Source organism: Couchioplanes azureus (assembly GCF_014648355.1).
Classification (GTDB): Bacteria; Actinomycetota; Actinomycetes; order Mycobacteriales; family Micromonosporaceae; genus Actinoplanes; species Actinoplanes azureus.
Window position 1 is genome coordinate 415,142 of sequence record NZ_BMQY01000002.1, and the last position, 22,284, is coordinate 437,425.

21 protein-coding genes are annotated in these 22,284 nt (G+C 74.0%); 12 read left to right on the top strand and 9 right to left on the bottom strand.

The genetic code is table 11. From position 1 onward, the window contains the following. Positions 1–73: 73 nt before the first annotated feature. The 3 genes from IEY99_RS08975 to IEY99_RS08985 all read left to right on the top strand — a co-directional run bounded on the left by IEY99_RS08975 (position 74) and on the right by IEY99_RS08985 (position 2,192). Positions 74–1,096: an SMP-30/gluconolactonase/LRE family protein gene (locus tag IEY99_RS08975; protein ID WP_189201312.1), complete on the top strand. Its 1,023-nt coding sequence runs from the start codon at positions 74–76 to the stop codon at positions 1,094–1,096. Positions 1,097–1,325: 229 nt separating this feature from the next. Next, entirely contained in the window at positions 1,326–1,751 is a 426-nt protein-coding gene (locus tag IEY99_RS08980; RefSeq protein ID WP_189201314.1) for an SSI family serine proteinase inhibitor, read from the top strand. Positions 1,752–2,009: 258 nt separating this feature from the next. Next, the gene (locus IEY99_RS08985; protein WP_189201316.1) at positions 2,010–2,192 is read left to right on the top strand and encodes a hypothetical protein; all 183 of its coding nucleotides are present in this window, start codon (positions 2,010–2,012) and stop codon (positions 2,190–2,192) included. Here the strand turns inward: IEY99_RS08985 and IEY99_RS08990 are convergent. Both IEY99_RS08990 and IEY99_RS08995 read right to left on the bottom strand, forming a co-directional pair. Then, positions 2,189–2,992 carry a hypothetical protein gene (locus IEY99_RS08990; protein ID WP_189201318.1) on the bottom strand — a complete coding sequence of 268 codons (804 nt, stop codon included), beginning with the start codon at positions 2,990–2,992 and terminating at the stop codon, positions 2,189–2,191. The genes IEY99_RS08985 and IEY99_RS08990 overlap by 4 nt on opposite strands. Before the next feature lie 128 nt (positions 2,993–3,120). After that, positions 3,121–3,705, bottom strand: coding sequence for an AMIN-like domain-containing (lipo)protein (locus IEY99_RS08995; protein WP_189201320.1), 585 nt, complete (start codon positions 3,703–3,705; stop codon positions 3,121–3,123). 331 nt (positions 3,706–4,036) lie between these two features. On the opposite strand from IEY99_RS08995, the gene IEY99_RS09000 reads away from it, so the two are divergent. The 3 genes from IEY99_RS09000 to IEY99_RS09010 all read left to right on the top strand — a co-directional run bounded on the left by IEY99_RS09000 (position 4,037) and on the right by IEY99_RS09010 (position 6,141). Continuing rightward, positions 4,037–4,879, top strand: a complete 843-nt coding sequence (locus tag IEY99_RS09000; protein ID WP_189201322.1) for a nitroreductase/quinone reductase family protein — start codon at positions 4,037–4,039, stop codon at positions 4,877–4,879. Between the two features lie 117 nt (positions 4,880–4,996). After that, positions 4,997–5,779, top strand: coding sequence for an ATP-binding protein (locus IEY99_RS09005; RefSeq protein WP_189201324.1), 783 nt, complete (start codon positions 4,997–4,999; stop codon positions 5,777–5,779). After that, complete coding sequence (locus IEY99_RS09010) at positions 5,776–6,141, top strand: STAS domain-containing protein (protein WP_189201326.1); 366 nt, start codon at positions 5,776–5,778, stop codon at positions 6,139–6,141. The genes IEY99_RS09005 and IEY99_RS09010 overlap by 4 nt, the downstream gene beginning before the upstream one ends. Here IEY99_RS09010 and IEY99_RS09015 read toward each other — a convergent pair. Then, positions 6,138–7,292, bottom strand: coding sequence for an RNA ligase RtcB family protein (locus IEY99_RS09015; protein ID WP_189201328.1), 1,155 nt, complete (start codon positions 7,290–7,292; stop codon positions 6,138–6,140). The two genes, IEY99_RS09010 and IEY99_RS09015, sit on opposite strands and share 4 nt — an antisense overlap. Before the next feature lie 205 nt (positions 7,293–7,497). Here IEY99_RS09015 and IEY99_RS09020 point away from each other — a divergent pair, with 205 nt between their 5' ends. Further along, on the top strand, positions 7,498–9,264 hold the full coding sequence (locus IEY99_RS09020; protein ID WP_229798363.1) for a methyl-accepting chemotaxis protein: 1,767 nt from the start codon (positions 7,498–7,500) through the stop codon (positions 9,262–9,264). Between the two features lie 82 nt (positions 9,265–9,346). Next, entirely contained in the window at positions 9,347–10,126 is a 780-nt protein-coding gene (locus tag IEY99_RS09025; RefSeq protein ID WP_189201330.1) for a hypothetical protein, read from the top strand. A 13-nt stretch (positions 10,127–10,139) separates the two neighbouring features. Here the strand turns inward: IEY99_RS09025 and IEY99_RS09030 are convergent, their stop codons facing one another. Beyond that, on the bottom strand, positions 10,140–11,249 hold the full coding sequence (locus IEY99_RS09030; RefSeq protein ID WP_189201332.1) for a hypothetical protein: 1,110 nt from the start codon (positions 11,247–11,249) through the stop codon (positions 10,140–10,142). 79 nt (positions 11,250–11,328) lie between these two features. Then, positions 11,329–12,351 (bottom strand): alpha/beta hydrolase, encoded by a 1,023-nt coding sequence (locus IEY99_RS09035; protein WP_189201334.1) that lies wholly within the window; start codon positions 12,349–12,351, stop codon positions 11,329–11,331. A gap of 33 nt (positions 12,352–12,384) precedes the next feature. On the opposite strand from IEY99_RS09035, the gene IEY99_RS09040 reads away from it, so the two are divergent. After that, positions 12,385–13,134, top strand: coding sequence for an SGNH/GDSL hydrolase family protein (locus tag IEY99_RS09040; protein ID WP_189201336.1), 750 nt, complete (start codon positions 12,385–12,387; stop codon positions 13,132–13,134). 48 nt (positions 13,135–13,182) lie between these two features. Here the strand turns inward: IEY99_RS09040 and IEY99_RS09045 are convergent, their stop codons facing one another. Beyond that, positions 13,183–14,373, bottom strand: coding sequence for a MarP family serine protease (locus IEY99_RS09045; protein ID WP_189201338.1), 1,191 nt, complete (start codon positions 14,371–14,373; stop codon positions 13,183–13,185). A gap of 34 nt (positions 14,374–14,407) precedes the next feature. After that, positions 14,408–15,256: a transporter substrate-binding domain-containing protein gene (locus IEY99_RS09050; protein ID WP_189201340.1), complete on the bottom strand. Its 849-nt coding sequence runs from the start codon at positions 15,254–15,256 to the stop codon at positions 14,408–14,410. A 92-nt stretch (positions 15,257–15,348) separates the two neighbouring features. Here IEY99_RS09050 and IEY99_RS09055 point away from each other — a divergent pair, with 92 nt between their 5' ends. Continuing rightward, positions 15,349–16,923 carry a methyl-accepting chemotaxis protein gene (locus tag IEY99_RS09055; RefSeq protein WP_189201342.1) on the top strand — a complete coding sequence of 525 codons (1,575 nt, stop codon included), beginning with the start codon at positions 15,349–15,351 and terminating at the stop codon, positions 16,921–16,923. 14 nt (positions 16,924–16,937) lie between these two features. On the opposite strand, the gene IEY99_RS09060 is transcribed toward IEY99_RS09055, so the two are convergent. Beyond that, the gene (locus IEY99_RS09060; protein ID WP_189201344.1) at positions 16,938–18,398 is read right to left on the bottom strand and encodes a GGDEF domain-containing protein; all 1,461 of its coding nucleotides are present in this window, start codon (positions 18,396–18,398) and stop codon (positions 16,938–16,940) included. Positions 18,399–18,547: 149 nt separating this feature from the next. Here IEY99_RS09060 and IEY99_RS34870 point away from each other — a divergent pair, with 149 nt between their 5' ends. After that, positions 18,548–20,296 carry a YncE family protein gene (locus IEY99_RS34870; protein WP_189201346.1) on the top strand — a complete coding sequence of 583 codons (1,749 nt, stop codon included), beginning with the start codon at positions 18,548–18,550 and terminating at the stop codon, positions 20,294–20,296. Beyond that, on the top strand, positions 20,293–21,288 hold the full coding sequence (locus IEY99_RS09070) for a hypothetical protein (protein WP_189201348.1): 996 nt from the start codon (positions 20,293–20,295) through the stop codon (positions 21,286–21,288). The genes IEY99_RS34870 and IEY99_RS09070 overlap by 4 nt, the downstream gene beginning before the upstream one ends. Positions 21,289–21,300: 12 nt before the next feature. On the opposite strand, the gene IEY99_RS09075 is transcribed toward IEY99_RS09070, so the two are convergent. Continuing rightward, on the bottom strand, positions 21,301–22,272 hold the full coding sequence (locus tag IEY99_RS09075; RefSeq protein ID WP_189201350.1) for an EamA family transporter: 972 nt from the start codon (positions 22,270–22,272) through the stop codon (positions 21,301–21,303). Between the last annotated feature and the right edge of the window lie 12 nt (positions 22,273–22,284).

A 22,284-nucleotide genomic window follows, 5' to 3' on the forward strand; every position in this document is an offset into this window, starting at 1 on the left:
TCCGTTGCTCCCCCGCCGCCGCGGACGGTGTGGCGATCGACCTCCGTCGAAATCGGCAGGCATCATGCATGTCATGACTGTTCCGCGTCCCCCCGCGCCCTGGCTCATCCGGCCGGTGAAGCTCCCGGCCACCACCCCGCCGCCGCTGACCGGCGCCTGGTCGCCGTCGGACACCCGGCTCGACGACGCCGAGTTGCTGAGCGTGCCCAGCGGGCACGGCCCCGAGGACGTCGTCGTCGGCCCGGACGGCCACGTCTACTCCGGCACGGACGACGGCCGCATCTGGCGCTGGCCGCCCGACGCGCGTCCCGGCGCGGCGCCCGAGCTGGTCACCGACACCGGCGGCCGCCCGCTCGGCATCGAGATCGACCCCCGCGACGGCAGCCTCGTGGTCTGCGACGCCTACCGGGGCCTGCTGCGGGTGACCGCGGACGGCGCCATCGCCGACCTCACCGCCCGGGCCGGCGGCAGCCCCATCCTGTTCTGCAACAACGCGGCGGTGGCCCGCGACGGCGTCGTCTACTTCACCGACAGCTCGAACCGGTTCCCCGTCTCGCACTGGCGGCGGGACCTGCTGGAGCACCGGCCCAACGGGCGGGTGCTGGCCTACCACCCGGGTACCGGCCGGACCGACGTCGTGGCCGAGGGCTTCTACTTCCCCAACGGGGTGGCACTCACCCCGGACGAGGACGCGCTGCTGCTCTGCGAGACCGTGGCCCACCGGCTGCTGCGGCTGTCGCTGCCGGACGGCGCCGTACGGGTGCTGGGCGATCTGCCGGCGTACCCGGACAACATGTCGGCCGTCGGCGACGGCACCTACTGGATCGCGCTCGCGAGCCCGCGGGTGGCCGTGGCCGAACGGCTGTTGCCGTACCCGATGCTGCGCCGCCTGGCGGCCGTGCTGCCCGAGCGGCTGCAACCACAGCCGCAGCCGTACACCATCGCCGCCCGGGTCGACGGCGACGGCGCGGTGCTGCGGACCCTGCACGGCCCGGCCGGCCGTTACGTGATGACGACCGGGGTGCGCCAGCACGGCGACACGCTCTGGCTCGGCAGCCTCACCGAGAAGGCGATCGCCCGCACATCCCTGTCCTGACCCGGCCGTGCGATTTCCGTCATGATGAAGGGCGCCCGGCTCCGATCATTTCTTTTTCCTCCACAATGCCGCCTGAATTTGTCGTGCGCCGTTAACAGCCGGCCCCCAGGAATGCAACAGACAGTTTCTTGGAACGACGCAATAACGGCTTAGGCTCACCGGCGGCCCGGACCACACGACGGACGGGCGGCACGGTCCCCACGACGGACCCCGGTCAAGGAGGAAAATCATGAACGCATTCGCGCGCGGCGCCCTCAGCCTGCTCGCCGCCTGTGCCACGGGCACGGGCGTCCTCGCCGCGACCGCGGCACCCGCCGCCGCGGCACCCACCGCCGCGACGGCTCGCACCGCATCGTCCACGTTGGCGCTGATGGTCTACGACCAGACCGGCGCGGCGCCCAGGATGTCGCTGCTGACCTGCGATCCGGTCGGGGGCGCGCACCCGCAGGCCGCCGGCGCGTGCGCCGCCGCCGCGAGCGTCAACGGCCACCTCGGCGTGCTCGACCTGAATCCCCACGGCGCGTGCACCCGCGAATACCAGCCGGTCACCGCGAGCGCCCTCGGCTCCTGGGAGGGGCGCCCGGTCCGCTACAGCGAGACGTTCTCGAACCGCTGCGAGATGCTGCGCCAGACGGGCCCGCTCTTCGACTTCTGACCCGGCCGTGCGGCGAGCATCCGCAGTCCGGGGGCTCGCCCGGGCACATGCCGGACGCCCGGCTCACCTCAGGGATGAGCCGGGCGTCGGCCGTGCGTCGCGCTGGCGTGATCGATTGATCACTGACGGTATATCGGTTGGCGGATCGGTCGGGTCCGGGTCGGGCGGTCAGCCGGTGTCACGCCCGTCCGTGCTGTGCGACATTGTCGCGCGGAGCGGTGCGGGAGGGCGGGACTGGTGACACCCCAGGAGGGTTTCGTGGACGACGCGCTGCTGGCGTACGACGCCGGCCGCAGCGACGCCCTGGCGGGATGCCGTGACGCGGAACGGGCACAGCATCCCCGGACGGGAGCGGATTACCGGATGGGTTTCCTCGACGGTCGCGTCGAGATTTTCCGGATGTTCTCCCAGGTACGCGAAATCCTCGACGAGAACAATTAGCCCCGGGTCCAGCTCCAGTTCTTGAACTCCGCCTCGTGCTGCGGCGCCCAGGTGGCGGTCGAGCCGGGCCAGATGGAGATCGCCTCGGCCTGCAGGCGGGCGGAGACGTCCGTGCCCCAGCCGCTCTTGGGCGTCCGGCTGTACGGCGCCGGCAGCTTGACGCCGTCGATCACCAGCTCCACCGCCTGGTTCACGGGGTCCACGAGGTACGACACGGCGTGCCAGGCGGTGTCCGGCTTGAGGTAACCGCCGTTGATCCATCCGGAGCCGTTCCACACCAGGATCGCGCCGAAGTTCGACTGCCACGGGTTGAGCACCCACTGGAACGCGGTGCCGTGGTCGACCCGGGTGTTGATGCCGTCCCACACGAACAGCCCGCCCTCCACCGTCTGCGCGTTGCGGGCGCCGCCGGCCGTCGAGGGGATGTACGGCATCCGGAACGAGTACGAGGCCCGGTGCGCCATGGCCATCATGGACACGTCGGTGAGCCGGTGGAACGACAGCACGTGGGCCATCACGCCGCGGTTGCGGACGTTGGCGCGCAGGCGCGTCTGGGTGCCACCGTGCTCGGCGGCGATGTCGGCGTCGGTGACCGGGCTCTGGCCCGCGGCGGCGTACACGCCGTCGCCCACGATGGTCGTCCAGCCGGTGAGGTCGCTGCCCGTGCTCGTCCCGGCGCCGACGGCGAGCGCGGGGGTGGCCAGGCCGGCCGAGGCGGCCGTGCCGGCGACGACGCCCGCGCCCAGCAGGGAGAGGAAGCGGCGGCGGGAGGTCGAATTGTGGAAAATGTCGGTGTCCATGACCATCAACGGTAGGTAGCCGCGGGCGCGGACAGGTCAGCCGTTCGGGCCGCGCGGCTACGTACCTCATGGCAGTTTTTGTCTAGAATGTGGCATTCTCCACGAGAAAAATGCTCAAGTTCGCGCCCTCACTCCCACCGGTGCGCCACGTCCACTGTGATCCTGCCGTGGCCGTCCGAGCCGGTCGAGGTGGTCACGCGGAACGGCAGCCGGGCCCGGACGCCCTGGTCGAAGGTGGTGTAGCCCTCGTAGCTGCCGGCGTACAGGATGTCCCGCAGCGTGCTGTAGCGCACCACGTTGACCGCGTGGTCGCCGAGCCTGCGGTTGTAGGTGACCGTGCCGTCGGTCGAGTAGACCGGCGCGAGCAGGACGACCTGAAGGTGCTCCGCGCCCGCCGTGTACGGCGTGACGTCGAACCCCTCGCCACCGGTGAGCACCGCCTCGACGTACTCGACGCGGTAGCCGTTGGCCGGCCCGGTGAACTCGAAGACGGTGCGGTCGTAGCACTCCTGCCTGCTCGTCGTGACGCGCAGCAGGGAGGCCACGCTGTGGGTGCCGCCCGCCTTGGGCAGGCTTCCCCAGGTGATGCCGCAGTAGGGCGCGGCGGCCGCAACGGGCCGGTGCGTCGGGCGGGACGCGGTGGCACCCGCCGAGCCGGCCCCGGTCAGGGCCAGCAGGACGATGAGAACGGTGATGGATCGAAGACGCCGCATGACTGCCTCCGAGGACGATTGCGGCTGATGGTCAGGGCAGTATGAGCGCCGCCGGACCAGGTGGCGGCGTCGAGTCGGGAATCCGCGCGTCCGATCCGCCGCATGCCACTGTGGATCTTGCCTAAAGGTGCGGGATGGCACTACCGTGTCTGGCGTGACTGCCGGGTCGGCCTTGGGCCACTACCGAGTGGGGCACCCGGCCGACGCGTGATCGCCGGGCGGCCCCGAGCGCCGCCTGCTGTGCGCGTACCGCCTTCTCCGTCACACCATCGTCTTTGTCTGCGGCTCGTCGCCGCCCTTTTCTTGCTGCCCCCTTTTCAGAAAGCTGAGAATGCCGAACGACTTCAACACGCCCATCATCGAGGAGTTCCGCGCCAACCACGGCCGCGTCGGCGGCTGGTTCGCCGGCGCCCGGCTGCTGCTGCTGACCACGGTCGGCGCCCGGTCCGGCCGGCCGCACACCGCGCCCGTCGGCTACCTGCCCGACGGCGGCGACCGGGTCCTGGTCATCGCCTCGGCGGCCGGCTCGCCGCGCCACCCCGACTGGTACCACAACCTGCTCGCCAACCCGGTCGTGACGATCGAGGACGGCGTCTTCACGTACGAGGCGACGGCGACCGTCCTGACCGGCGAGGAACGGGACCGGCTGTTCGCCCGCGCGGTCGAGGACGACCCCGGCTGGGCGGACTATCAAGCCAAGACCACCCGGGTCCTGCCGGTGGTCGCCCTCACCGAGATACCCGGCCCGCCGCGGACGAGCGCCGGCTCGGCGGGCGGCGCGCTGCGGCTGATCCACGATGCGTTCCGCCGGGAACTGCGGCTGATCCGCGAGGAGGTGGCGAAGTCGGGACCCGTGCTCGGCGCCCAGCTCCGCGTCAACTGCCTCACCGTGTGCCGCGGCCTGCACCAGCACCACACCATGGAGGACGGGGCGATGTTCCCGGGGATCGGCCGGCAACGGCCCGACCTGGGCCCGGTGCTGGACCGGTTGCGGGCGGAGCACGAGAAGATCGCCGCGCTCCTCGCCGAGCTCCAGGAGGTGCTCGGCGACGCCGGCCTCGGTCAGCCCGAGCTCCAGGCCCGGGTCGACGAGCTCACCGCCACGCTGGTTCGCCACCTCGACTACGAGGAGCAGGAACTGATTCCCGTCCTCGACGGAGCGCAAGCGGCCTGACCCAGTGACGGCCGTTCACCCCTTCGGGTGAACGGCCGTCACTTCCGCGCCCGAGCGGCGTTGTGCCCACGTGAGCCCCCTCAGAGGTCCGGCCACCGCGACGTCCGCGAGCTTCGCATGCTGACCGTCAGCGCGGACATCGAGACCGAGACGGTGGTCATGGCCGTACACGGAAACTGGGACCGGCGCCTCGGCGCAGAGTCGCATCGCATCCTCAACAAGTGCATGAGCGAGCATCCCGGCACGCTCATCATCGATCTGCAGGGCATGTACGACCCGCACGCCGCCAGCCTCACCGCCTGGCTCACCGCCCGCCGGGTCGGCCAGGCGATGGATCCGCCGGTACGGGTCCTGGTGTGCGTGTCGACCGACACCGTGCTCGCGGACCGGCTGCGCCGCCTCGGCGCCCCCCGGTACCTGCCGGTGTGCGAGAACGTGGACCAGGCGCAGGCGGATGCGACCGGGCCTCCGTCGCTGGCCTACCGCCGGCGGCTGCTGCTGCCCCCGGAGGTCGAGGCCGCCGGGGCCGCCCGTGCCCTGATCACCGAGGTCTGCACCGCGTGGGAGACCCCGACGCTGCTGCACCGCGGCCGGCTGGTGATCTCCGAGATGGTGGCCAACGCCGCGCTGCACGCCCGTACGCCGATGACCGTGCTGGTCTCCCGGCGCAGCACCGGCATCCATCTGGTGGTCGCCGACGGCGATCCACGCCTGCCCACACCACCCGCGCCGCGCGCCACGCCGGCGCCCCTGCCGCTGCCCGAGGAGATGCCGTGCGAGCCGACGGGCGGACGCGGCCTGCAGCTCGTCGACGCGGCCGCGACCGTGTGGGGCGCCCTGCCCACCCGTGACGGCAAGATGGTCTGGGCCACTCTCTACCCGTGGGCACGTCGCCGATGACGAGCATCAGCCACTGCTTCGCGACCGTTCCGCCCTCTCCCCGGATCACGGTCGTCTCCGACCCGGTGCACGGGCGGCTGACGATCGCCCTGGAAGGCGATCTCGACTGCGCCACCGCGCCGGCGCTGTCGTCCCGGATGCGGATGATCCTCGACCGCCGCCCGGTCCGGCAGGTGGTCATCGACGTCGCGGGCCTCGAGTTCTGCGACATCGCGGGCGCGCGCATGTTCCTGCAGCTGAGGCAGGTCGTGCTCGGCCAGGGGGCGGCGTTCTGCCTGCGCCGCCCCCGCGCCCACATCCGATGGCTCCTGCATCATCTCGACGCCGGCCACCTGATCGAGCCGGTCGGGGAACCCGGCTAGCGCCGCCCGGCCGGGCGGCGGTCGTGCCGGCGGTCGCGGGGCGCCGCGGCGGCCGTCTTGTACGTGACCAGCGGGACGGTCGTGGCCACCGGGGTGGCCAGGCCGTGCTCGGTGAGGTCGGTGACGACCTGTTCGATGCGCTTGTACGCGGTCGGCGCCTCCTCGAACAGCAGCTGCCGGTCGCCGCAGACCACCACCGAACCGACCGGTGTGCGGCGCAGCTCCTCGACGGTGTGCTTGGCCTTGCCCCGGCGCAGCGCGTCCGCGCGCGACATCTTGCGGCCGGCGCCGTGGGCGACGGAGTAGCCGGCCTCCGGCCCGGCGTGGGTCGCCACCAGGTAGGAATGCGTGCCCCGGGTGCCGGCGACGAGCACGTCACGGCCGTCGCCGCGGGCGGCTCCCTTGCGGTGCAGGTAGCCGCCGTCGCGGATCTCCACCGAGTTGTGGCACTCGTCGACGATCGGCGCGGCGGGCTCGGCGCCGAGGGCGTGGGCGATCCGGGCGGCCATCAGCCGCCGGTTGAGCGACCCCCACCGGACGGCCTCGTCGTGGCGCGCCAGGTAGGCGGCGGGGTCGGGGGCCGGGCCCGCGCCGTGGACCTCGGTGTGGTCGCGCAGGATGCGCTCACCCAGGCCGCGGGAACCGCTGTGCACGACGAGGACCAGGTCGCCGAGGGCGAGCCCGAGACGGCCGGCGTGGACCGGCTCGAGGACGGCGTCGACGCGGGCCAGCTCGGCGAAGTGGTTGCCGCGGCCGACCGTGCCCAGGCCCTCGCGGTGTTCCGCCGGGACGTCGCCGGGCACCGCCGCCCAGGCCGGGTCGCCGGGATCCGGCGTCCGGTCGAGGTCCGGGAAGCGGGCCGCCAGCTTCTCGGGTACGGCGCGCTTGAGCTTGATCGGGAACACCGCCACGCCGCACCCGATGTCGGAGCCGACCAGGAACGGGTACAGCACGGTCGAGGCCATGGCGGCCCCGATCGGCGCGCCCTTGCCGGGATGCAGGTCGGGCATCCCGGCGACGTGGATCATGCCGGCGAGGGCGGCCACCTGGTGGCACTGCGCCACGGCGTCGGACTCGATCCAGCTCGACGGGGATGCGAACACGGTGACCGTGGCGCGGGCGGACTGCGGCAGGGACTCCTGCTGAGACAAGGACGTTTCTCCTACGGACGGGTAGCTGGGTGAAGGGCGGAAGGCGGTCCGTCAGAACGTCATGATCACTACCTTGGAGTAACCACCCGGGCTCGGCAACGGAATTCCGGCGGTGGTGCCAATCTGTCAAGTAGGCCGGGGCTTTGACGATGAATCCGGCACCAGCGGCCTGCTCCGGGCCGCCGGACCACCGACAGGAGCCGCCGTGACGAGCGCTGCCGTGCCCGCTGAGCCCGTTGAGCCCACCGAGCCCGTTGAGCCGGCGGAGCGCGCCGAGCCGACGTCGCACCGCCGGCGTCCGCGGTTCCAGCTCCGCTTCGGCCGAAGGCCCGGATCTGCCCGGGGTGCGCTGGGCGGCGGAGCCGCCCGGCCGAAGCGGTTCGTGCCGCGCCGGTTCGGCGACCTGCCCACCGGCGTCAAGATCCTGACCGCGGTGGGTACGGCGGCGCTCGTGGCCCTCACCGTCGGCCTGGTCGGCATGCACGCGCTGGCCGGGGTGAGCGAGGCGGCGCAGCGCATCCACAGCCGCAACGTCGTCGCGGTGACCGCCATCGGCGAGGTCCGTGCCGCGCTCGTCCAGGCGCAGGTCAACGTCGCGAACCAGGCGCTGGCCCCGTCGCCCGACGCGAAGATGGCCTTCCGGGACGCCTTCCTGGCCGACGTCCGGGCGTTCAACGAGGCCCTGACGGCGTACCAGGAGAGCCAGCCGGGCAGCAACACCAAGACCGTCGGCGACCTGCAGACCAAGTGGCAGGCCTACACCCGCCTGGTCGAGTCCGACCTGATGTCGATCAGCGAGAACCAGGACGTCGAGGCCTGGACGAAGGTCCGGGACACCCAGGTGGTGCCGCTCATGTCCGAGATCACCGCCAAGGTCGACAAGCTGGTCGCCGTGGAGACCGCCGACGCCGCCCAGGCCGCCGCGTCGGCGCAGCAGGAGTACGAGTCCAGCCGTGCGTTGTCGATGGCACTGCTGATCGGCGGCGTCCTGGCCGCCGCCCTCGCCGGGGTGCTGGTCTCCCGCAACATCGTCCGCTCGCTGGCCCGCGTCGAGGAGGTCTGCAACGCGCTCGCCGACGGGGACCTGACCCACACCAGCGGCCTGACCGCCCGCGACGAGCCCGGCCGCATGGGCCGGGCGCTGGACACGGCCGTCACCCGGCTGCGCGAGACGGTATCCACCATCGACGGCTCGGCGGTCTCGCTGGCCGGCGCGTCCGAGGAGATGTCGCACACCGCCCGCCAGATCGCCGAGTCGGCGCAGGAGACCTCGCGCCAGGCGCAGATCGTCTCGGAGTCGGCGGAGCAGGTGTCCTTCAGCGTGATGACCGTGTCCGGCGGCGGCGGGGAGATGGCCGCCTCGATCCAGGAGATCGCCGTGAACGCGGCGCAGGCGGCGCAGGTGGCTCAGGAGGCGGTCGAGGCGGCGACCACCACCTCGGCCACGATGAACCAGCTCGGCGCGTCGTCGGCGGAGATCGGGGACGTGGTCAAGGTGATCACCGCGATCGCCGGGCAGACCAACCTGCTCGCGCTCAACGCGACCATCGAGGCGGCCCGGGCGGGCGAGGCCGGCAAGGGCTTCGCGGTCGTGGCGGCCGAGGTCAAGGACCTGGCCCAGGAGACGGCCCGGGCCACCGAGGAGATCTCCCGCCGGGTCCAGGCGATCCAGGCCGACGCGAGCGGCGCGGTCACGGCGATCGAGACCATCACCGACGTCATCACCCGGATCAGCGACTTCCAGACCACCATCGCCTCGGCCGTGGAGGAACAGACCGCGACCACGGCGGAGATGAACCGCAGCATCGGCGAGGCGGCCTCCGGCACCGAGGACATCTCCCGCACCATCCACGGCGTCGCCGCGTCCGCGCGTACCACCAGCGAGGGCATCACGGAGACCCAGCAGGCCACCGCCGAGCTGGCCCGCATGTCGGGCGAGCTGACCGGCCTGGTCTCCCGCTTCCGCTACTGACCGGGACGGCCGCTGCTGCCCGCCCGGGCGGCAGCGGCCACAACCGGGCCGATCCGGGCACGATACGTGTCAGGCTGAGGTCATGAGCTCCACGCTCGCCGGGCCGATCTTCACGGAGTGGTACTGGGGCCCGATCTTCCTCGCGATCGTCCTGGTCCCGCTGGGCTTGGCCACCGGCGCGGCCATCACGCTCCTGTACGGGCTGTTCCACCTGGTCCGCAAGGCCGTCCGGCCGGAGGCGGCGCACCGGTTCGTCACGCGACGGAAGGTCGTCGCCCTGCTCCTGCTGATCCCGCTGATCGACATCCCGGCCTATCTCCAGTACGGCTACGTCAGCAAGCACGAGTCCGACCCGGTGTCGTACCCGTGCGAGCGGATCCTCTGTCTCGACAACCACTTCCCGGTGACCATCCCGGCCTCCGAGGTCGACACCGGTGACATCGACTTCACGGTCTACCTGCCCGATCCGCCACCCCGCGGGTTCGAGCAGCGCTTCCTGGAGCTCGATCCGCCCCGGAAGCCCCTGGGCGCGGACTTCGTCCGCGGCCAGCCGTCCATCCTGGTCACCTATGTGCGGGACTCCCCCGCGTTCGCGCTGCTGGAGGCGCGACTGGGACCCGACGGGCGGGTGCGGCTCGACTCCAGGTTCGGCGCCGCACAGCGAACCCCGGCGGGCCGGCCCGTGTACCAGAGTGGCAACACCCTCGCGGCGGCCGTCGTCGGGGACACGGTGGTCCTCATCAGCAACTACTACATCCGCGGCGGGTATCCGCTCCCGCCCGAACTGTCGGCGTTGGTGGACTCCCTGCGCGAAACGCCGGTGGACGAGCTCGTCTTCAAGCCCAAGGGACGCCCACGGTAGCCACGCCCGCCGCTCACTTCCGAGGGGTGTGGGTCGCGGTGGGACCGCCCGGCGACGACGAAGGCGCCGGGGTGGACGGCGCAACGGTCGGCAGGCGCCGCAGCCGGCGGGCGGCCACGCCTGCCAGCAGGGCACCGACGCCGGCCACCACCGCACACTGAATGACGCCCACCGTGGCCAGCGCGGCGTTGTCCGCCGTGGGGACGGCGAAGCCGAGGTAGTCGAGCAACGTCGTCAGGCGCAGGCCGAGCACGGCCGGGACGAGCAGCGCCAGCGCCAGCGGCCAGGTGGGCGCGCGCCGCCGCGACGGTCGCGCGGCGACCAGATGCACGACGGCGGCCGCGGTCAGCGCGGCGCACCACAGACCGGGCCAGTCGGCCAGGGCCTGCGCCAGCAGTTCCCGGCCGGGCACCGGTTGCGCCGCCAGCAGCGCGGCGAACGTGGCCGCGCCGCCGACGGGCAGCGCGACCAGCCACGGCCGGGCCCGCACCGGCGGGGACTGCGGGCCGAAGGCGGCCAGAGCCAGCACCGGGACGGCGTCGAAGAGCAGCCAGTACACCTGCGTCAGGGTGAACCCGGGTACGCCGTCCACCAGCCCGACCACGCTGGAGATCAAGACGGGGACGAAGGCGACGACGGCGAGGTTCCGGGCCGCGCGGCGGTGGCCGTGGACGGCCGACAGGTACGCCGGCAGCCACAGCAGCCCGGTCAGGCTCCACAACGCCAGCCAACGGTCGGTGAACCCGGCCGGTTCGGCGTCGGGCAGGCGCATCAGGCCCGGCAGCTGCCCGGCGATCCACACCATGAACAGCACGCCGACCAGCGCGCCGATCGCGTGCGCCAGCAGACCGATCAGCGCGACCCGGCGCACCGCCTCGCCCCAGGCGAACGGACGGGGGGCGGCGCCGACCCCGCCCAGCCGCAGACGCAGCGCCAACGCCGCGACACTGGCCACCTCGGCCCGGCTCGGCACACCGATCTCCACGCCCTCGGGATCGTCCGGGTCGGCGGCATGGGCCGCCTGCAGGAAGGAGGCGACCATGTCCTCCTCCCACGCCTGCCGGTAGTCAGCCGGCAGCAGCCGCAGCACCCGGCGATACCGCTCTTCCAGCAAACTGGTCATCCCGACCTCCGGCAGGTACGGACCGGTGTGCAGCAAGCCGCCGACGCGGCCACCGCCCAATATACTGCTAGGCAAGATATTATGGAACACCTGGACGAGGTGGGTTCACGAGAGCCGAGCGGAGGGTCTTGAGCATGGCCGTGCGGAAGGCCGTCATGGTGGGCTCGCGGCGGTCGAGGAGGGCGTCGGCGCCGTGGTACATGCCCGGGACGACCACCAGCTCGCACGGGACGCCGGCCGCGCGCAACCGGTGGGCGTAGTCGACGTCCTCGCGGTGGAACAGGTCCAGGTCGCCCACGCCGATCCAGGCCGGGGCGAGGCCGGTGAGGTCGGCGCGCCGGGCGGCGGCCACGTAGGGGCGGTCGTCGTCCTCCCGCGGCGGGTGTCCCAGGTACGCCGTCCAGCCGTAGCGGTTGGAGGCGGGCGTCCAGGTGAACACCGGCCGGTCCGGGCGCTCGCGCAGCACCGTACGGTCGTCCAGCATCGGATAGACCAGCAGCTGGAGGGCCACCGCCGGGCCGGTGTCGCGGGCGCGTTGCGCCAGGGCCGCCGCCAGGCCGCCCCCGGCGCTGTCGCCGCCGACCGCGATCCGGGCCGGGTCCACGCCGAGGGCCGCGGCCTGCTCGTGCAGCCAGCGCAGCGCGTGGTGGCAGTCGTCGAGGGCGGCCGGGTACGGGTGCTCCGGCGCCAGCCGGTAGTCGACGCTGACGACGGGCACGCCCAGCTCGGCGGCGACGCGGCTGCACCAGGCGTGCCCGATCGCCGGGGTGCCCAGCACCGTGCCGCCGCCGTGGATCCACAGCAGGGCACCGGTGGCCCGGGCCGCTGCGGCGCCCCGGTACACGACCACGCCGACGGGCGGCGACCCGGGACCGGCGGGGACGGTACGCCGCTCGACGCGGACGCCGGGCCGGACGCGCCCGCCGGGGAACCGCAGCCGGCGGCCCGCGGCGAGGGTGGCCGCGTTCGTGACGCTCAGCGGCAGGTAGAGGACCGGGTGCCGGAGCCCGGGCGGCACGGCGGCGACGGCGCGGCGGCGTACGGCGACGGCGGCGAGCACCGCGGCCGCCGCCAGCGCGCCGAGCACGCGGAGGGTGGTCATGGCCCGGTCCACCTCCTGGATAGGCTCGGACGGATGCGATACGTGGCGATCGGCGACAGTTTCACCGAAGGGCTCGGCGACGAGCTGCCCGACGGCACGGTGCGCGGCTGGGCGGACCGGGTCGCCGCCGGGCTGGCCGCGACCGGGGAGCCCGTCGAGTACGCCAACCTGGCCATCCGCGGGCGCCTGCTCGAGCCCATCGTCACCGAGCAGCTCGACGCGGCGCTGGCGCTCACCCCGGCGCCGACGCTGATCACGCTCAACGGCGGCGGCAACGACATGATGCGCCCGGGCGGCGACATGAAGCGGCTCATCGAGCTCACCGAGCGGGCCGTACGCCGCTGCGCCGACGCCGGCGTGCGCCTGGTGCTGATCAGCGGCGCGGACCCGTCCGACCGGCTGCCGTTCGGCGGCGTGATGCGCCGCCGCGGTGATCTGCTCACCGCGGCGCTCGGCGAGCTGGCGGTCCGCCACGGCCTGGAGTTCGCGGACGTCTTCCACGACACCGAGATCCGCCGCGCCGGCTACTGGTCACCCGACCGCCTCCATCTCAACGCGGCCGGCCACCAGCGCGCGGCCGGGCTCATCCTCACCGCGATGGGCCATCCCACCGCCGCCCACCTGGCCGACCCGGCGGGCGCCGAGGGCCGCCGCCTGCTCGGTGAGGCCCGCTACTACCGCGAGCACGTGCTGCCCTGGATCCACCGGCGCCTGCGCGGCCGCTCGTCCGGTGATCACCGGACCGCCAAGTTCCCGTCGTGGACGCCGGTCGGGCTCCCCTGAGCGCAGCGGGGTGACATGGCTCCACCCCATCTCATCAATCGATGGTTGTCAACGCGTTCGGCAGGGGCCGGTGCCGACCGGCTGGGCCCTCGCGGCGCCGAGCTCCGCGACGCGCGAGATCTCGGCCGCGGTCAGCGCGAAGCCGGTGCCGGGATCCTCGTCGGCCACGGCGAAGACGACGCCGAGGACCTGACCGCCGGGGGCGACGAGCGGGCCGCCGGAGTTGCCGCCGCGGACGAGGGTCCGGACCGCGTACATCTCCCGGTCCACCGCGCCGGCACCGTAGATGTCCGGCCCCTCGACGCGCCCGACGCTGCGGATCCGGGCCGGCTGGGCGTCGTACGGCCCGTCGAGCGGGAAACCCAGCACGACGGCGTCGGCGCCGGTCCGCGCCGGCTCGTCGGCGAACCGCAGGACCGGCGCGGCCAGGCCGGGGACGCGCAGCACGGCGACGTCGCGGTCCGGGTCGAAGGCGACCACCGTGGCGTCGAGCTCGTCGCGGCCGGCGCGGACCCGGACCTCCCGGGCGCCGGAGACGACGTGGGCGTTGGTCATGACGCGCTCGCGGGCGTACACGAAACCCGATCCGACCGTGCCCCGGGCGCAGTGCGGGCCCGGGTCGGGCACCGCGCGGATCTTGACCACCGAGCTCCGGGCGGCCGCGACGACCGAGGCGGCGGCGAGTCCAGGGTCCGGGGCGTCCACCTGCTCCGCGGAGATGCGGCTGAGCCCGTGGAACACCGCGGGAAGGCCGTCGTCGTCCAGCGCCCGGGCGAGGTCGGCGGAGAGCGCCCGGGCCGGCGCGGGCAGCAGCTCGCCGGCGCCGGCGAGCAGGGCGCTGCCCCGCAGCTCCCGGTCGAGCCACGCCGGCGAGGACGCCCGCACCGGCACGACCACCAGCGCCGCGAGGAGGAGCACGGCGAGGGCCGACATGACCGCGCCGCCCGCCTCGTCCAGCCGCCTGAGCCGGTGGGTGCGCACGGCGTCGCGCCACCGCAGTCCGACCCGGGCGGCGAGGAGCTGGCCCAGCACGGCGGGCACGAGAATGGCCGCCAGCGACACCACCACCCGCCAGGCGCCGGTGAACGGGCCGGCGACCAGCAGCCCGGCCTGCACGCCGAGCAGTGCCCCGGCGCAGAACCCGGCCAGCGAGAGCGCGCCGAACAGCAGGCCCTGCCGGTATCCCGCCACCGCGGAAACCAGGACCAGGAGGATCAGAATCGTATCGACGGCGCGCATTTGCGCGCAGCGTACAAAGGCAAAGCCAGCGGGCTCAGGCGCCGCCGTTGATGGCGCCCGTGCGCAGGGCCCCCTCGGTGACCTTCCACTTGGTCAGCAGCGCGTCGTAGGTGCCGTCCTTGATCAGCGCGTACAGGGCCGCCTGGAGCGCCATGGTCAGCTCCTTGCGGTCCTTGGCGACGCCGATGCCGTACGGGATGGCCTCGATCTGCGGCCCGGAGAGCTCGAGGCTGCCGTCCTTCTGGACGTCGAGGGCGGCGATCGGGAAGTCGTTGAGGGCCGCGTCGGCCTCCTTCTTCGCCACCGAGGCCGACGGCGTGGCCGAGCGCACCAGGACGGCCTTCTTGCCCGTGCACTTGTCGGCCTGCGCCTGGGCCATGTCGACGTACACGGTGTCGGGCTGCACGGCCACGCGCCGCCCGCAGAGGCCCGGCATGCCGCCGATGTCGCCGACGCCCTTGTTCACGACGATGGAGGTGCCGGCGTTGAGATAGTTGACGAAGTCGGCCTTCTTCTGCCGCTCGGCCCGGTCGAACATGGAGGAGACCGAGAAGTCGATCTTGTGCGCCTCCACCGCGTCGAGCAGCTCGCCGAAGCCGATGGCCTGCCATTTGACGGTCAGCCCGAGCTTCGCCGCCAGCGCCTCGGCCAGCTGCACGTCGAGGCCGGTGAAGGTCTCGCCGTCCTTGAAGGTCATCGGCTCGAACGTCGGGTCGGTGCCACCGACCAGCACGCCGGACTCCTTGACGGAGGTGGGCAGCGCGGCCTTGGCCTCGGCGAGGCGGTCCACGGCCTTGCCGGTCTCGGGCCCGCCGCCGCAGCCCGCCACGCCCGCGCCGAGGAGCAGCCCGGTGAGCAGCAAGGAAACGATGCGTCGCCTCATGACCGCCTCTTCGGTCGGCCGGGGACCGAACTGAGCCGAAGCGGCCACCGATCGCGGCTCTGGGCAATACCGTGAATCGGAGGAGGTAAACCGTGACGTTCACCATCCGGCGGCAGATCGCCGCGCTCGCAGTGGTCGGCTTCCTGCTCGTCATCACGGCGGGCGTCATCGGTTTCACCGGCACGTCCGCGCTCGGCGACCAGCAGCGGACGGTCCGCGACGCCGCGTCCGCGCTGCAGGCCGTGCAGTCGGCGGACCTGGCACGGTCGCTGTTCCGCGGCAACGTGCTGGCCGCGCTGGTCACCAACGACGCGACCGAGCGCCAGGAAGTCCTCGACAAGCTGGGCGAGAACGTGAGCCAGGCCCGCGCCGGCCTGGACGACGTCATCAAGTTCGTGCCGGAGCTGCGCCCGCAGGCCGACGCGGTGCTGCCGGTCCTGGACGAGCTGATCGCGTCGGGGCAGCGGATCGTGACGCTGGCCAGCCGGGTCGCCTCCGACCCCACCCGGACGGCGGCTCTCGCCGCCCGGCCCGCGATGGACGCCGTCGACGCCAAGGTCGCCGAGGCCATCGACGTGCTCCAGGCGGCGATCACCGAGCGGGTCACGAGGTCGGGCCGCGACGCCGACTCGCTGGCCCGGCGCGCGGAGGCGGCGACGCTGGTGACCGGCCTGCTCGCGGCCCTGGTGCTGGGCGGCGCGGCGATGCTGCTCGCCCGCCGGATCGCCCGCCGGGTGGACTACTGCCTGGCCAGCGCGCAGTCCATCGCCGACTACGACCTCACCAAGGACGCCACCCTGGGCGGCAGCGACGAGCTCGCCCAGCTCAGCCGCAGCCTGCAGGCGATCGTCGCGTCGCTGCGGACCGCCCTGACCGACATCGGCGACAACGCGACCTCGGTCGCGGCCGCCTCCGAGGAGCTGACCGCGACCAGCCGGCACCTCTCCGAGGGCGCGGGCACGGCGTCGTCGGAGGCCGCCGAGGCGAGCCGCGACATCGACCAGGTGACCACCAGCGTGGCGCAGACCACCGAGGCCGCGCGGGGCCTGGACACCTCTATCCAGGACATCACCTCCGCGGTCGGCGAGGCCGACGCGGTGGCCCGCGAGGCGGTGGAGCTGGCGGTCAACACCAACCGCATGATCGAGCGGCTGCGCAGCTCCAGCGACGAGGTCTCCGCGGTCGTCAACATCATCACGGCGATCGCCGAGCAGACCAACCTGCTGGCGCTCAACGCCACCATCGAGGCGGCCCGCGCCGGCGAGCAGGGCAAGGGCTTCGCCGTGGTGGCCGGCGAGGTCAAGGACCTCTCCCGGGAGACGGCCTCGGCGACCGGCGACATCTCGGCCAAGGTGACGGCGATGCAGGCGGACACGGCCGGCGCCTTCGAGGCGATCAGCCGGATCAGCCAGGTGATCGACCGCATCGACGAGCTGCAGCGTTCCATCTCCGCCGCGGTCGACGCGCAGATCAGCGCCACCGGCCGGATCGTCGCGAACGTCGACGTCGCCGAGCGGTCAGCCGCGGCCGTGGCGAACTCCATCGGCCGGGTGTCGGGCACGACGTCGCTGACCCACGAGGCGGCCAACCAGACCGAGTCCGCCGCGATCGAGCTCGCCCACCTCTCCGGCCAGCTGCGCCTGGTCTCGGACCGGTTCAGGCGCTGACCCGGCCCGGCTCCCTAGAGCCGCGCCCGGTCCCGGAGCGGTCCGCGGGCCGCCTTGCCGGCGTACATGGCGGCGTCGGCCCGGCCGACCAGCGCCTCCCGGTCGACGACCTCGCCCGGGCGGGCCTGGGCCACGCCGGTGGTCACGCCCACCGACACCTCGGCGCCCGGGACCGGGATCGGCGCGCGGACGGCGTCGGCGATCCGCGCGGTGAGGGCGGAAGCCTCCAGGCCCGCGCTGCCCCGGCACAGGATGAGGAACTCGTCGCCGCCCAGCCGCCCCACCAGGTCGCCGGAGCGGACCACGGCGGCCAGCCGGGCCGCCACGGCCCGGAGCACGGCGTCGCCGGCCGCATGCCCGTACCGGTCGTTGACGGGCTTGAAGCCGTCCAGGTCGCACAGCATGATCGTCACCTCGTCGAGCGCACCGCGATCGAGGTCGGCGAGGGCCCGGTCGATCTCGGCGGTGATGTGCCGGCGGTTGTAGAGCGCGGTCAGCTCGTCGTGCGTGGCGTGGTAGGCCAGGGTCTGTTCGGCGCGGTCCCGCTGGGCGGAGAGCAGCCGGATCCGCAGCAGCACCAGAGGCACCACCAGCAGCGTCCCGACGGGCAGCAGCAGGCTCGACGTGGTCTCGCCGCGGATCACCTGCACCGCCGCGATGACCGGGTTGGCGCTCAGCGCGACCGCGAGCCACCAGAGCCGCTGCTTGCGGGCGGTCCGGTCGGCCGCCGGCGGCGGCACGGTCAGCGAGCCCGCGCCCGGATGCAGCGGTGCCGCGGCGATGGTCAGGAAGCCCGCGAGCAGCAGTTCGACGCCCCAGACGACGCTCCCGCCGGGGGCGAGCGCCGAGGTCATCATGGCGCCCAGCGTGAACACGGTGGTGCCCAGCAGGTACGCGAGGGTGCCGCGCCCGGCCTCGGCCAGCATGCCGATCCGCAGCAGGCAGCCCGCCACGGCGCAGAGCACCAGCAGGTCGGCCAGCAGCAACAGCTGTCCCGCGGGTGACGCGCCGGGCGGCAGATGCGGCCGGAGCACCCATTCCCACAGCGGCCCGCCGGCGCAGAGCCCGAAGAGCGCGGCGTCGATCATGCCGCCCGGGTCGGCGCTGGCCCGGCGGCGCAGTGCCGCGGCCGTACCGGCCAGGAAGAGCGTGTGCGCGCTCGACATGGTCAGGTCCTTCGACGAGCCCTCGGCGCGGCCCAGGTGCAGCTCCCCGATCCAGGTGGGCCAGCGCACCTGGATGGCGAAGAGCAGCACGAGCCCGGCGACCGCGATGAGCCACGGCCTGCGGTCCGGCAGGTTGCCGTTGCCGAGGGCGGCCAGGAAGGTGACGATCGGCAGGAGCGTGACCAGCGTGACGATCGCGGGGCGGCATTCGGGTCCCGCCAGTGCGTACGCCGTGCCGACGACCGCCGCGGTGGCCAGGAAGCCGGCGTGGACGAGCCAGGCCTGCGCCGTGCCGCGGCGCCGGGGCATCGGCGACTCCTTCCGTCGGGACCGCCATCCCTGATCGGTCGCGGCCGTACGGACCTGAGCGTCCGCCGTCCGGCCACAAGAGAATGCCAATTTAGCCCCACGGGTTCCCCTGACCCCTCTGGTAACTGCATGCTGATCGAGGGGGCACTATGAGTGACTACGACCTGCCACCGCACGTCAGGGCCGAGATCGCCAGCCCGAGCCGGGACGCCCGCCTGCTGGGTGTCGGCGAACTGGCCCAGCTTGCCATGAGCGCCGACCTCACCGTGGCGGCCGCCGCACGGCTGGCCCTGCGGCACCTCACCGAGGACGACAGCCGCAGCGTCGCCGCGGCGGCGGCCGCGGCCCTGGGGCGTACGGCGCTGCGCATCACCCCGGACCACGTGGACTTCGGCCAGGTCCCGCAGGAGACGCCGCCGCTCGTCACGGAGGTCCTGGTGGACGGCCCGCCCCTGGCCGTCGCCACGGCCACGGTGACCGCCGCCGGTCCGGGTCTGCACGCCGCGCTCACCGGCCACCGCCTGCGGATCGAGTGGCAGCCGGCCGCGGACTGGCTCGACGGGTCCGTCACCGTGCGCGGCCCGGCCGGCTGGGCCGACGTCCGCGTGACCGGCCAGGTCGCGCCGGCCGGCCCGGCACCGCTCTCCGCGACCGGCCCGGCGCTGCGGGAGCAGCTCGCGGCGGAGGCGGGCGTCGGCGCCCTGCCCGCCACCCGGGTGACCGTGCTCCGCCCGCCCGCGCGCCGGCGCCCCGGCGGCACCCTGCTGATCGCCGGGCTCACGGCCCTGGTGCTGCTCGGCGGCGCGGGCGTGGCCGTGGCGCTGACCAGCGGCATACCCGGCGACCGGGCGCCCGCGGCCGCACCCCCGCCGGTGGCCGCACCCCGGCCCGCCGCCACCGGGGGGACGCCGGCCACGGCGGCGTCCGGCCCGCCGGCCGCCGCACCGGCCCCGGCGGCCGTGGCGAGACAGCCCCTCGTCCTGCGCGCGGCGAGCCTCGCCAGACCCACCGCCGTCGGCACGATCCGGGTCGGGGCCGAGCCGGAGGGCGTCGCGGTCTCCCCCGACGGCCGGACCGTGTACGTCGCCAACCAGAGCTCCCGCGTGCTCTCCGTCGTGGACACGGCCACCCGGCGGGTCACTCCGGTACTGCTGCGCAACACCCCCCGGTTCGTCGCCACCTCCCGCGACGGCGGCCTGGTCTTCGTCTCCATGTACGAGAAGGACATGACCGGCAGCGGCGTGGCCGTGGTCGACGCCGCCGGCCGCCGGCCCGTGCGCTACCTGGCCACCGGCGTGCAGCCGTTCACGCTGGCGGTCGGCCCGGACGACCGCCTGTGGGTGCCGATCCACAGCAGCGGCCGGGTCGAGATGTACGCCACCACCGGCACGCAGCGCGCGTCCGGGCGCCTGACCGTGCCGCGCAACCCGCACGCCGTCGCCTTCTCGCCGGCCCTGCGGCGCGCCTTCACCGCCAACCACGAGTCGAACGCGCTCGCGGTGATCGACATGCCCACCTCCCGGGTGCTGCGGTCCATCCCGGTGAGCCGCGCCCCGCACAGCGTCGCGGTGTCGCCGGACGGCGCCCGGGTCCTGGTCGCCGGCTACGAGGCGGGCACCGCCGACCTGATCGACGCGCGCACCCTGCGGCGCACCGGGCCGCTGCGGGTCGGCGGCAAGCCCCAGGCCGTCGCGTTCGCCGGCGACGGCAGGCACGCGTACGTGGTCAACGAGGGCGACAACTCGGTGACCGTGCTGGACGCCCGCACCGGCGCCGCGACGGCGACCGTGGGGGTGGGTGGCAGCCCGCGCGCCATCGCGGTCGCACCGGACGGCCGCCTCGCCTACGTGTCGAACGGTGCCGACGACACCGTCACCGTCCTGCGGATCGGCGAATGAGCACCGCGGGGTGGGTGGCGCTCGGCATCACCGTGCTCGGGGCGCTGAGCTACGGCGCCGCGTCGATCCTGCAGGCCGTCGCGGCCCGGCGCAGCGCCGGCACGGTCCGCACCCTGGGCCACCCGCTGTACCTGCTCGGCATCGGCTGCGACGCCCTGGCCTGGCTCGGCTCGATGGTCGCCCTGCGCGAGCTGGCGGTGTACCTGGTCGAGTCGATACTCGCCGGCTCGCTGGCGGTGACCGTCATCGCCGCCCGGTTCGTCCTCGGGTCCCGGCTGCGCCGCCGCGACGTCGCCGCCGTCGTGGTCTGCGTCGCCGCGCTGGCCGTCCTGGCGCTGTCCGCCGGGCCGCAGCACGACGTGGCCCCGGGCGACGTACGCGGCTGGTTGTGCACGGCGGCGGTCGTCCTCGCGGTCGCCGGCTGGGTCGCGGCCCGGACCTGCCCGCCCGGCGTGGTCGCCGCGCTCGGCGGCCTCTGCCTCGGCGGCGCCGCCCTGACCGGCCGCTCGCTGCCGGCGGCCGGCGACCTGCTCACCGAGCCGCTCATGCTCGCGCTGCTGACCTTCGCGGTCACCGGCATGATGCTCTACGCCCACGCCCTGCAGCGGGGCCAGGTCGGGCCGGTGACAGCGGTGCACTGGACCGCCGAGGTCGTCGCGCCGTCCGCGGTCGCCCTGGTGCTGCTCGGCGACACCGTCCGGCCCGGCTGGCAGCTGCCGGCCGCGTTCGCCGGACTGGTCACCGTCGGGGCCGCGGTCCTGCTGGCCACCGCGCCGGCCACCCACGCGATCGCCGTGCCGCCGTCCGACGCGAGCCCGCGACCGGCGCGCGCCCCGGCGCCCGAACGGATCATCTGGTGGGGCCCGCCGCCCATCTGGATCCCCCCGTGCCGCGCCCTCGCCGCCCTGGCCGCGCCGCCGGCCCGGGAGCTCGCCGGGAGCCCGCCGGAGCCGGTGCCGGCCCTGCCCGGGAGTCCGTGGCACGACCTCTGACGGGCCTGCGGTTCAGCTGCCCTGCCGGGCCGGAGCGGATGCGACGGCCGGGCAGCCGTCGCGCGGCGGCGCGGCGTGGCGGAGCTGGTCGAGGCGGACCAGCGCGATGCCCGCGACGATGCAGCTCCCCCCGACGGCCTGTGCCACGCTCGGCAGCTCCCCGAGCACCAGCCAGGCGATGACGACCGCGAACACCACCTCGGTGAGCCCGGCGAACGACGACAGCGCGGCGCCCAGCACGCGAGCGGCGGCGATGCCGGTGACGTACGCGACGACCGCCGCCACCAGCACCAGGCCGGCGACCGGCACGACCCAGCTCGTGACGTGCCCGCCGAGGACGACCGTCGCGAAGGTGGCCCGCATCGGCATCGCGCCGACCGCGCCCGCAACCAGCAGGATGATCGCCCCGCAGGCCATCCCCCCGCAGGCCAGGACGATGGACGGCAGCCGCGGATCCACCCGCGCGGACAGCACGAAGTAGGCGGCGAGCCCGACGGCGGCCACCATCCCCCACAGCACCCCCACCGGATCGACGTCCGCGCCGCCGCCGGCGGGATCGAGCACCAGCGCCAGCCCGGCGACCGCGGCCACGGCGCCGGCCACGGTCAGCCCGCGGGGCCGCTCACCGTGCCGGACCCACATCCAGAGCACGACCAGCACGATCCCGGAATACTCCAGCAGCAGGGCCACCCCGACCGGCAGATACCGTACGGCGTTGAAGAAGCCGACCTGCGCCCCGCCGACGGCGAGCAGCCCGAAGAGCCCGATGTCACCCAGCGACCGGCCGGCCACCGACCACCGTCCGCGCAGCGCGAGCAGCGCGGGCACCAGCAGGATCACCGCGGCGGCACCGACCCGCGCGGCCACCGCGGCGTCGGCCGACCAGCCGGCGTCGATCAGCGACTTCGCGAAGGTTCCGGAGGTGCCGAACGTGGCCGCGGACAGCAGCGCCAGCCCGAAGCCCACTCCGGCCGACCGTTGCATGCGACACCCCTC

Coding starts and splice junctions, on each gene's coding strand:
- IEY99_RS08975 (WP_189201312.1), top strand. CDS start 74: ATGACTGTTCCGCGTCCCCCCGCGCCCTGGCTCATCCGGCCGGTGAAG.
- IEY99_RS08980 (WP_189201314.1), top strand. CDS start 1,326: ATGAACGCATTCGCGCGCGGCGCCCTCAGCCTGCTCGCCGCCTGTGCC.
- IEY99_RS08990 (WP_189201318.1), bottom strand. CDS start 2,992: ATGGACACCGACATTTTCCACAATTCGACCTCCCGCCGCCGCTTCCTC.
- IEY99_RS08995 (WP_189201320.1), bottom strand. CDS start 3,705: ATGCGGCGTCTTCGATCCATCACCGTTCTCATCGTCCTGCTGGCCCTG.
- IEY99_RS09000 (WP_189201322.1), top strand. CDS start 4,037: ATGCCGAACGACTTCAACACGCCCATCATCGAGGAGTTCCGCGCCAAC.
- IEY99_RS09005 (WP_189201324.1), top strand. CDS start 4,997: ATGCTGACCGTCAGCGCGGACATCGAGACCGAGACGGTGGTCATGGCC.
- IEY99_RS09010 (WP_189201326.1), top strand. CDS start 5,776: ATGACGAGCATCAGCCACTGCTTCGCGACCGTTCCGCCCTCTCCCCGG.
- IEY99_RS09025 (WP_189201330.1), top strand. CDS start 9,347: ATGAGCTCCACGCTCGCCGGGCCGATCTTCACGGAGTGGTACTGGGGC.
- IEY99_RS09030 (WP_189201332.1), bottom strand. CDS start 11,249: ATGACCAGTTTGCTGGAAGAGCGGTATCGCCGGGTGCTGCGGCTGCTG.
- IEY99_RS09035 (WP_189201334.1), bottom strand. CDS start 12,351: ATGACCACCCTCCGCGTGCTCGGCGCGCTGGCGGCGGCCGCGGTGCTC.
- IEY99_RS09040 (WP_189201336.1), top strand. CDS start 12,385: ATGCGATACGTGGCGATCGGCGACAGTTTCACCGAAGGGCTCGGCGAC.
- IEY99_RS09045 (WP_189201338.1), bottom strand. CDS start 14,373: ATGCGCGCCGTCGATACGATTCTGATCCTCCTGGTCCTGGTTTCCGCG.
- IEY99_RS09050 (WP_189201340.1), bottom strand. CDS start 15,256: ATGAGGCGACGCATCGTTTCCTTGCTGCTCACCGGGCTGCTCCTCGGC.
- IEY99_RS09060 (WP_189201344.1), bottom strand. CDS start 18,398: ATGCCCCGGCGCCGCGGCACGGCGCAGGCCTGGCTCGTCCACGCCGGC.
- IEY99_RS34870 (WP_189201346.1), top strand. CDS start 18,548: ATGAGTGACTACGACCTGCCACCGCACGTCAGGGCCGAGATCGCCAGC.
- IEY99_RS09070 (WP_189201348.1), top strand. CDS start 20,293: ATGAGCACCGCGGGGTGGGTGGCGCTCGGCATCACCGTGCTCGGGGCG.
- IEY99_RS09075 (WP_189201350.1), bottom strand. CDS start 22,272: ATGCAACGGTCGGCCGGAGTGGGCTTCGGGCTGGCGCTGCTGTCCGCG.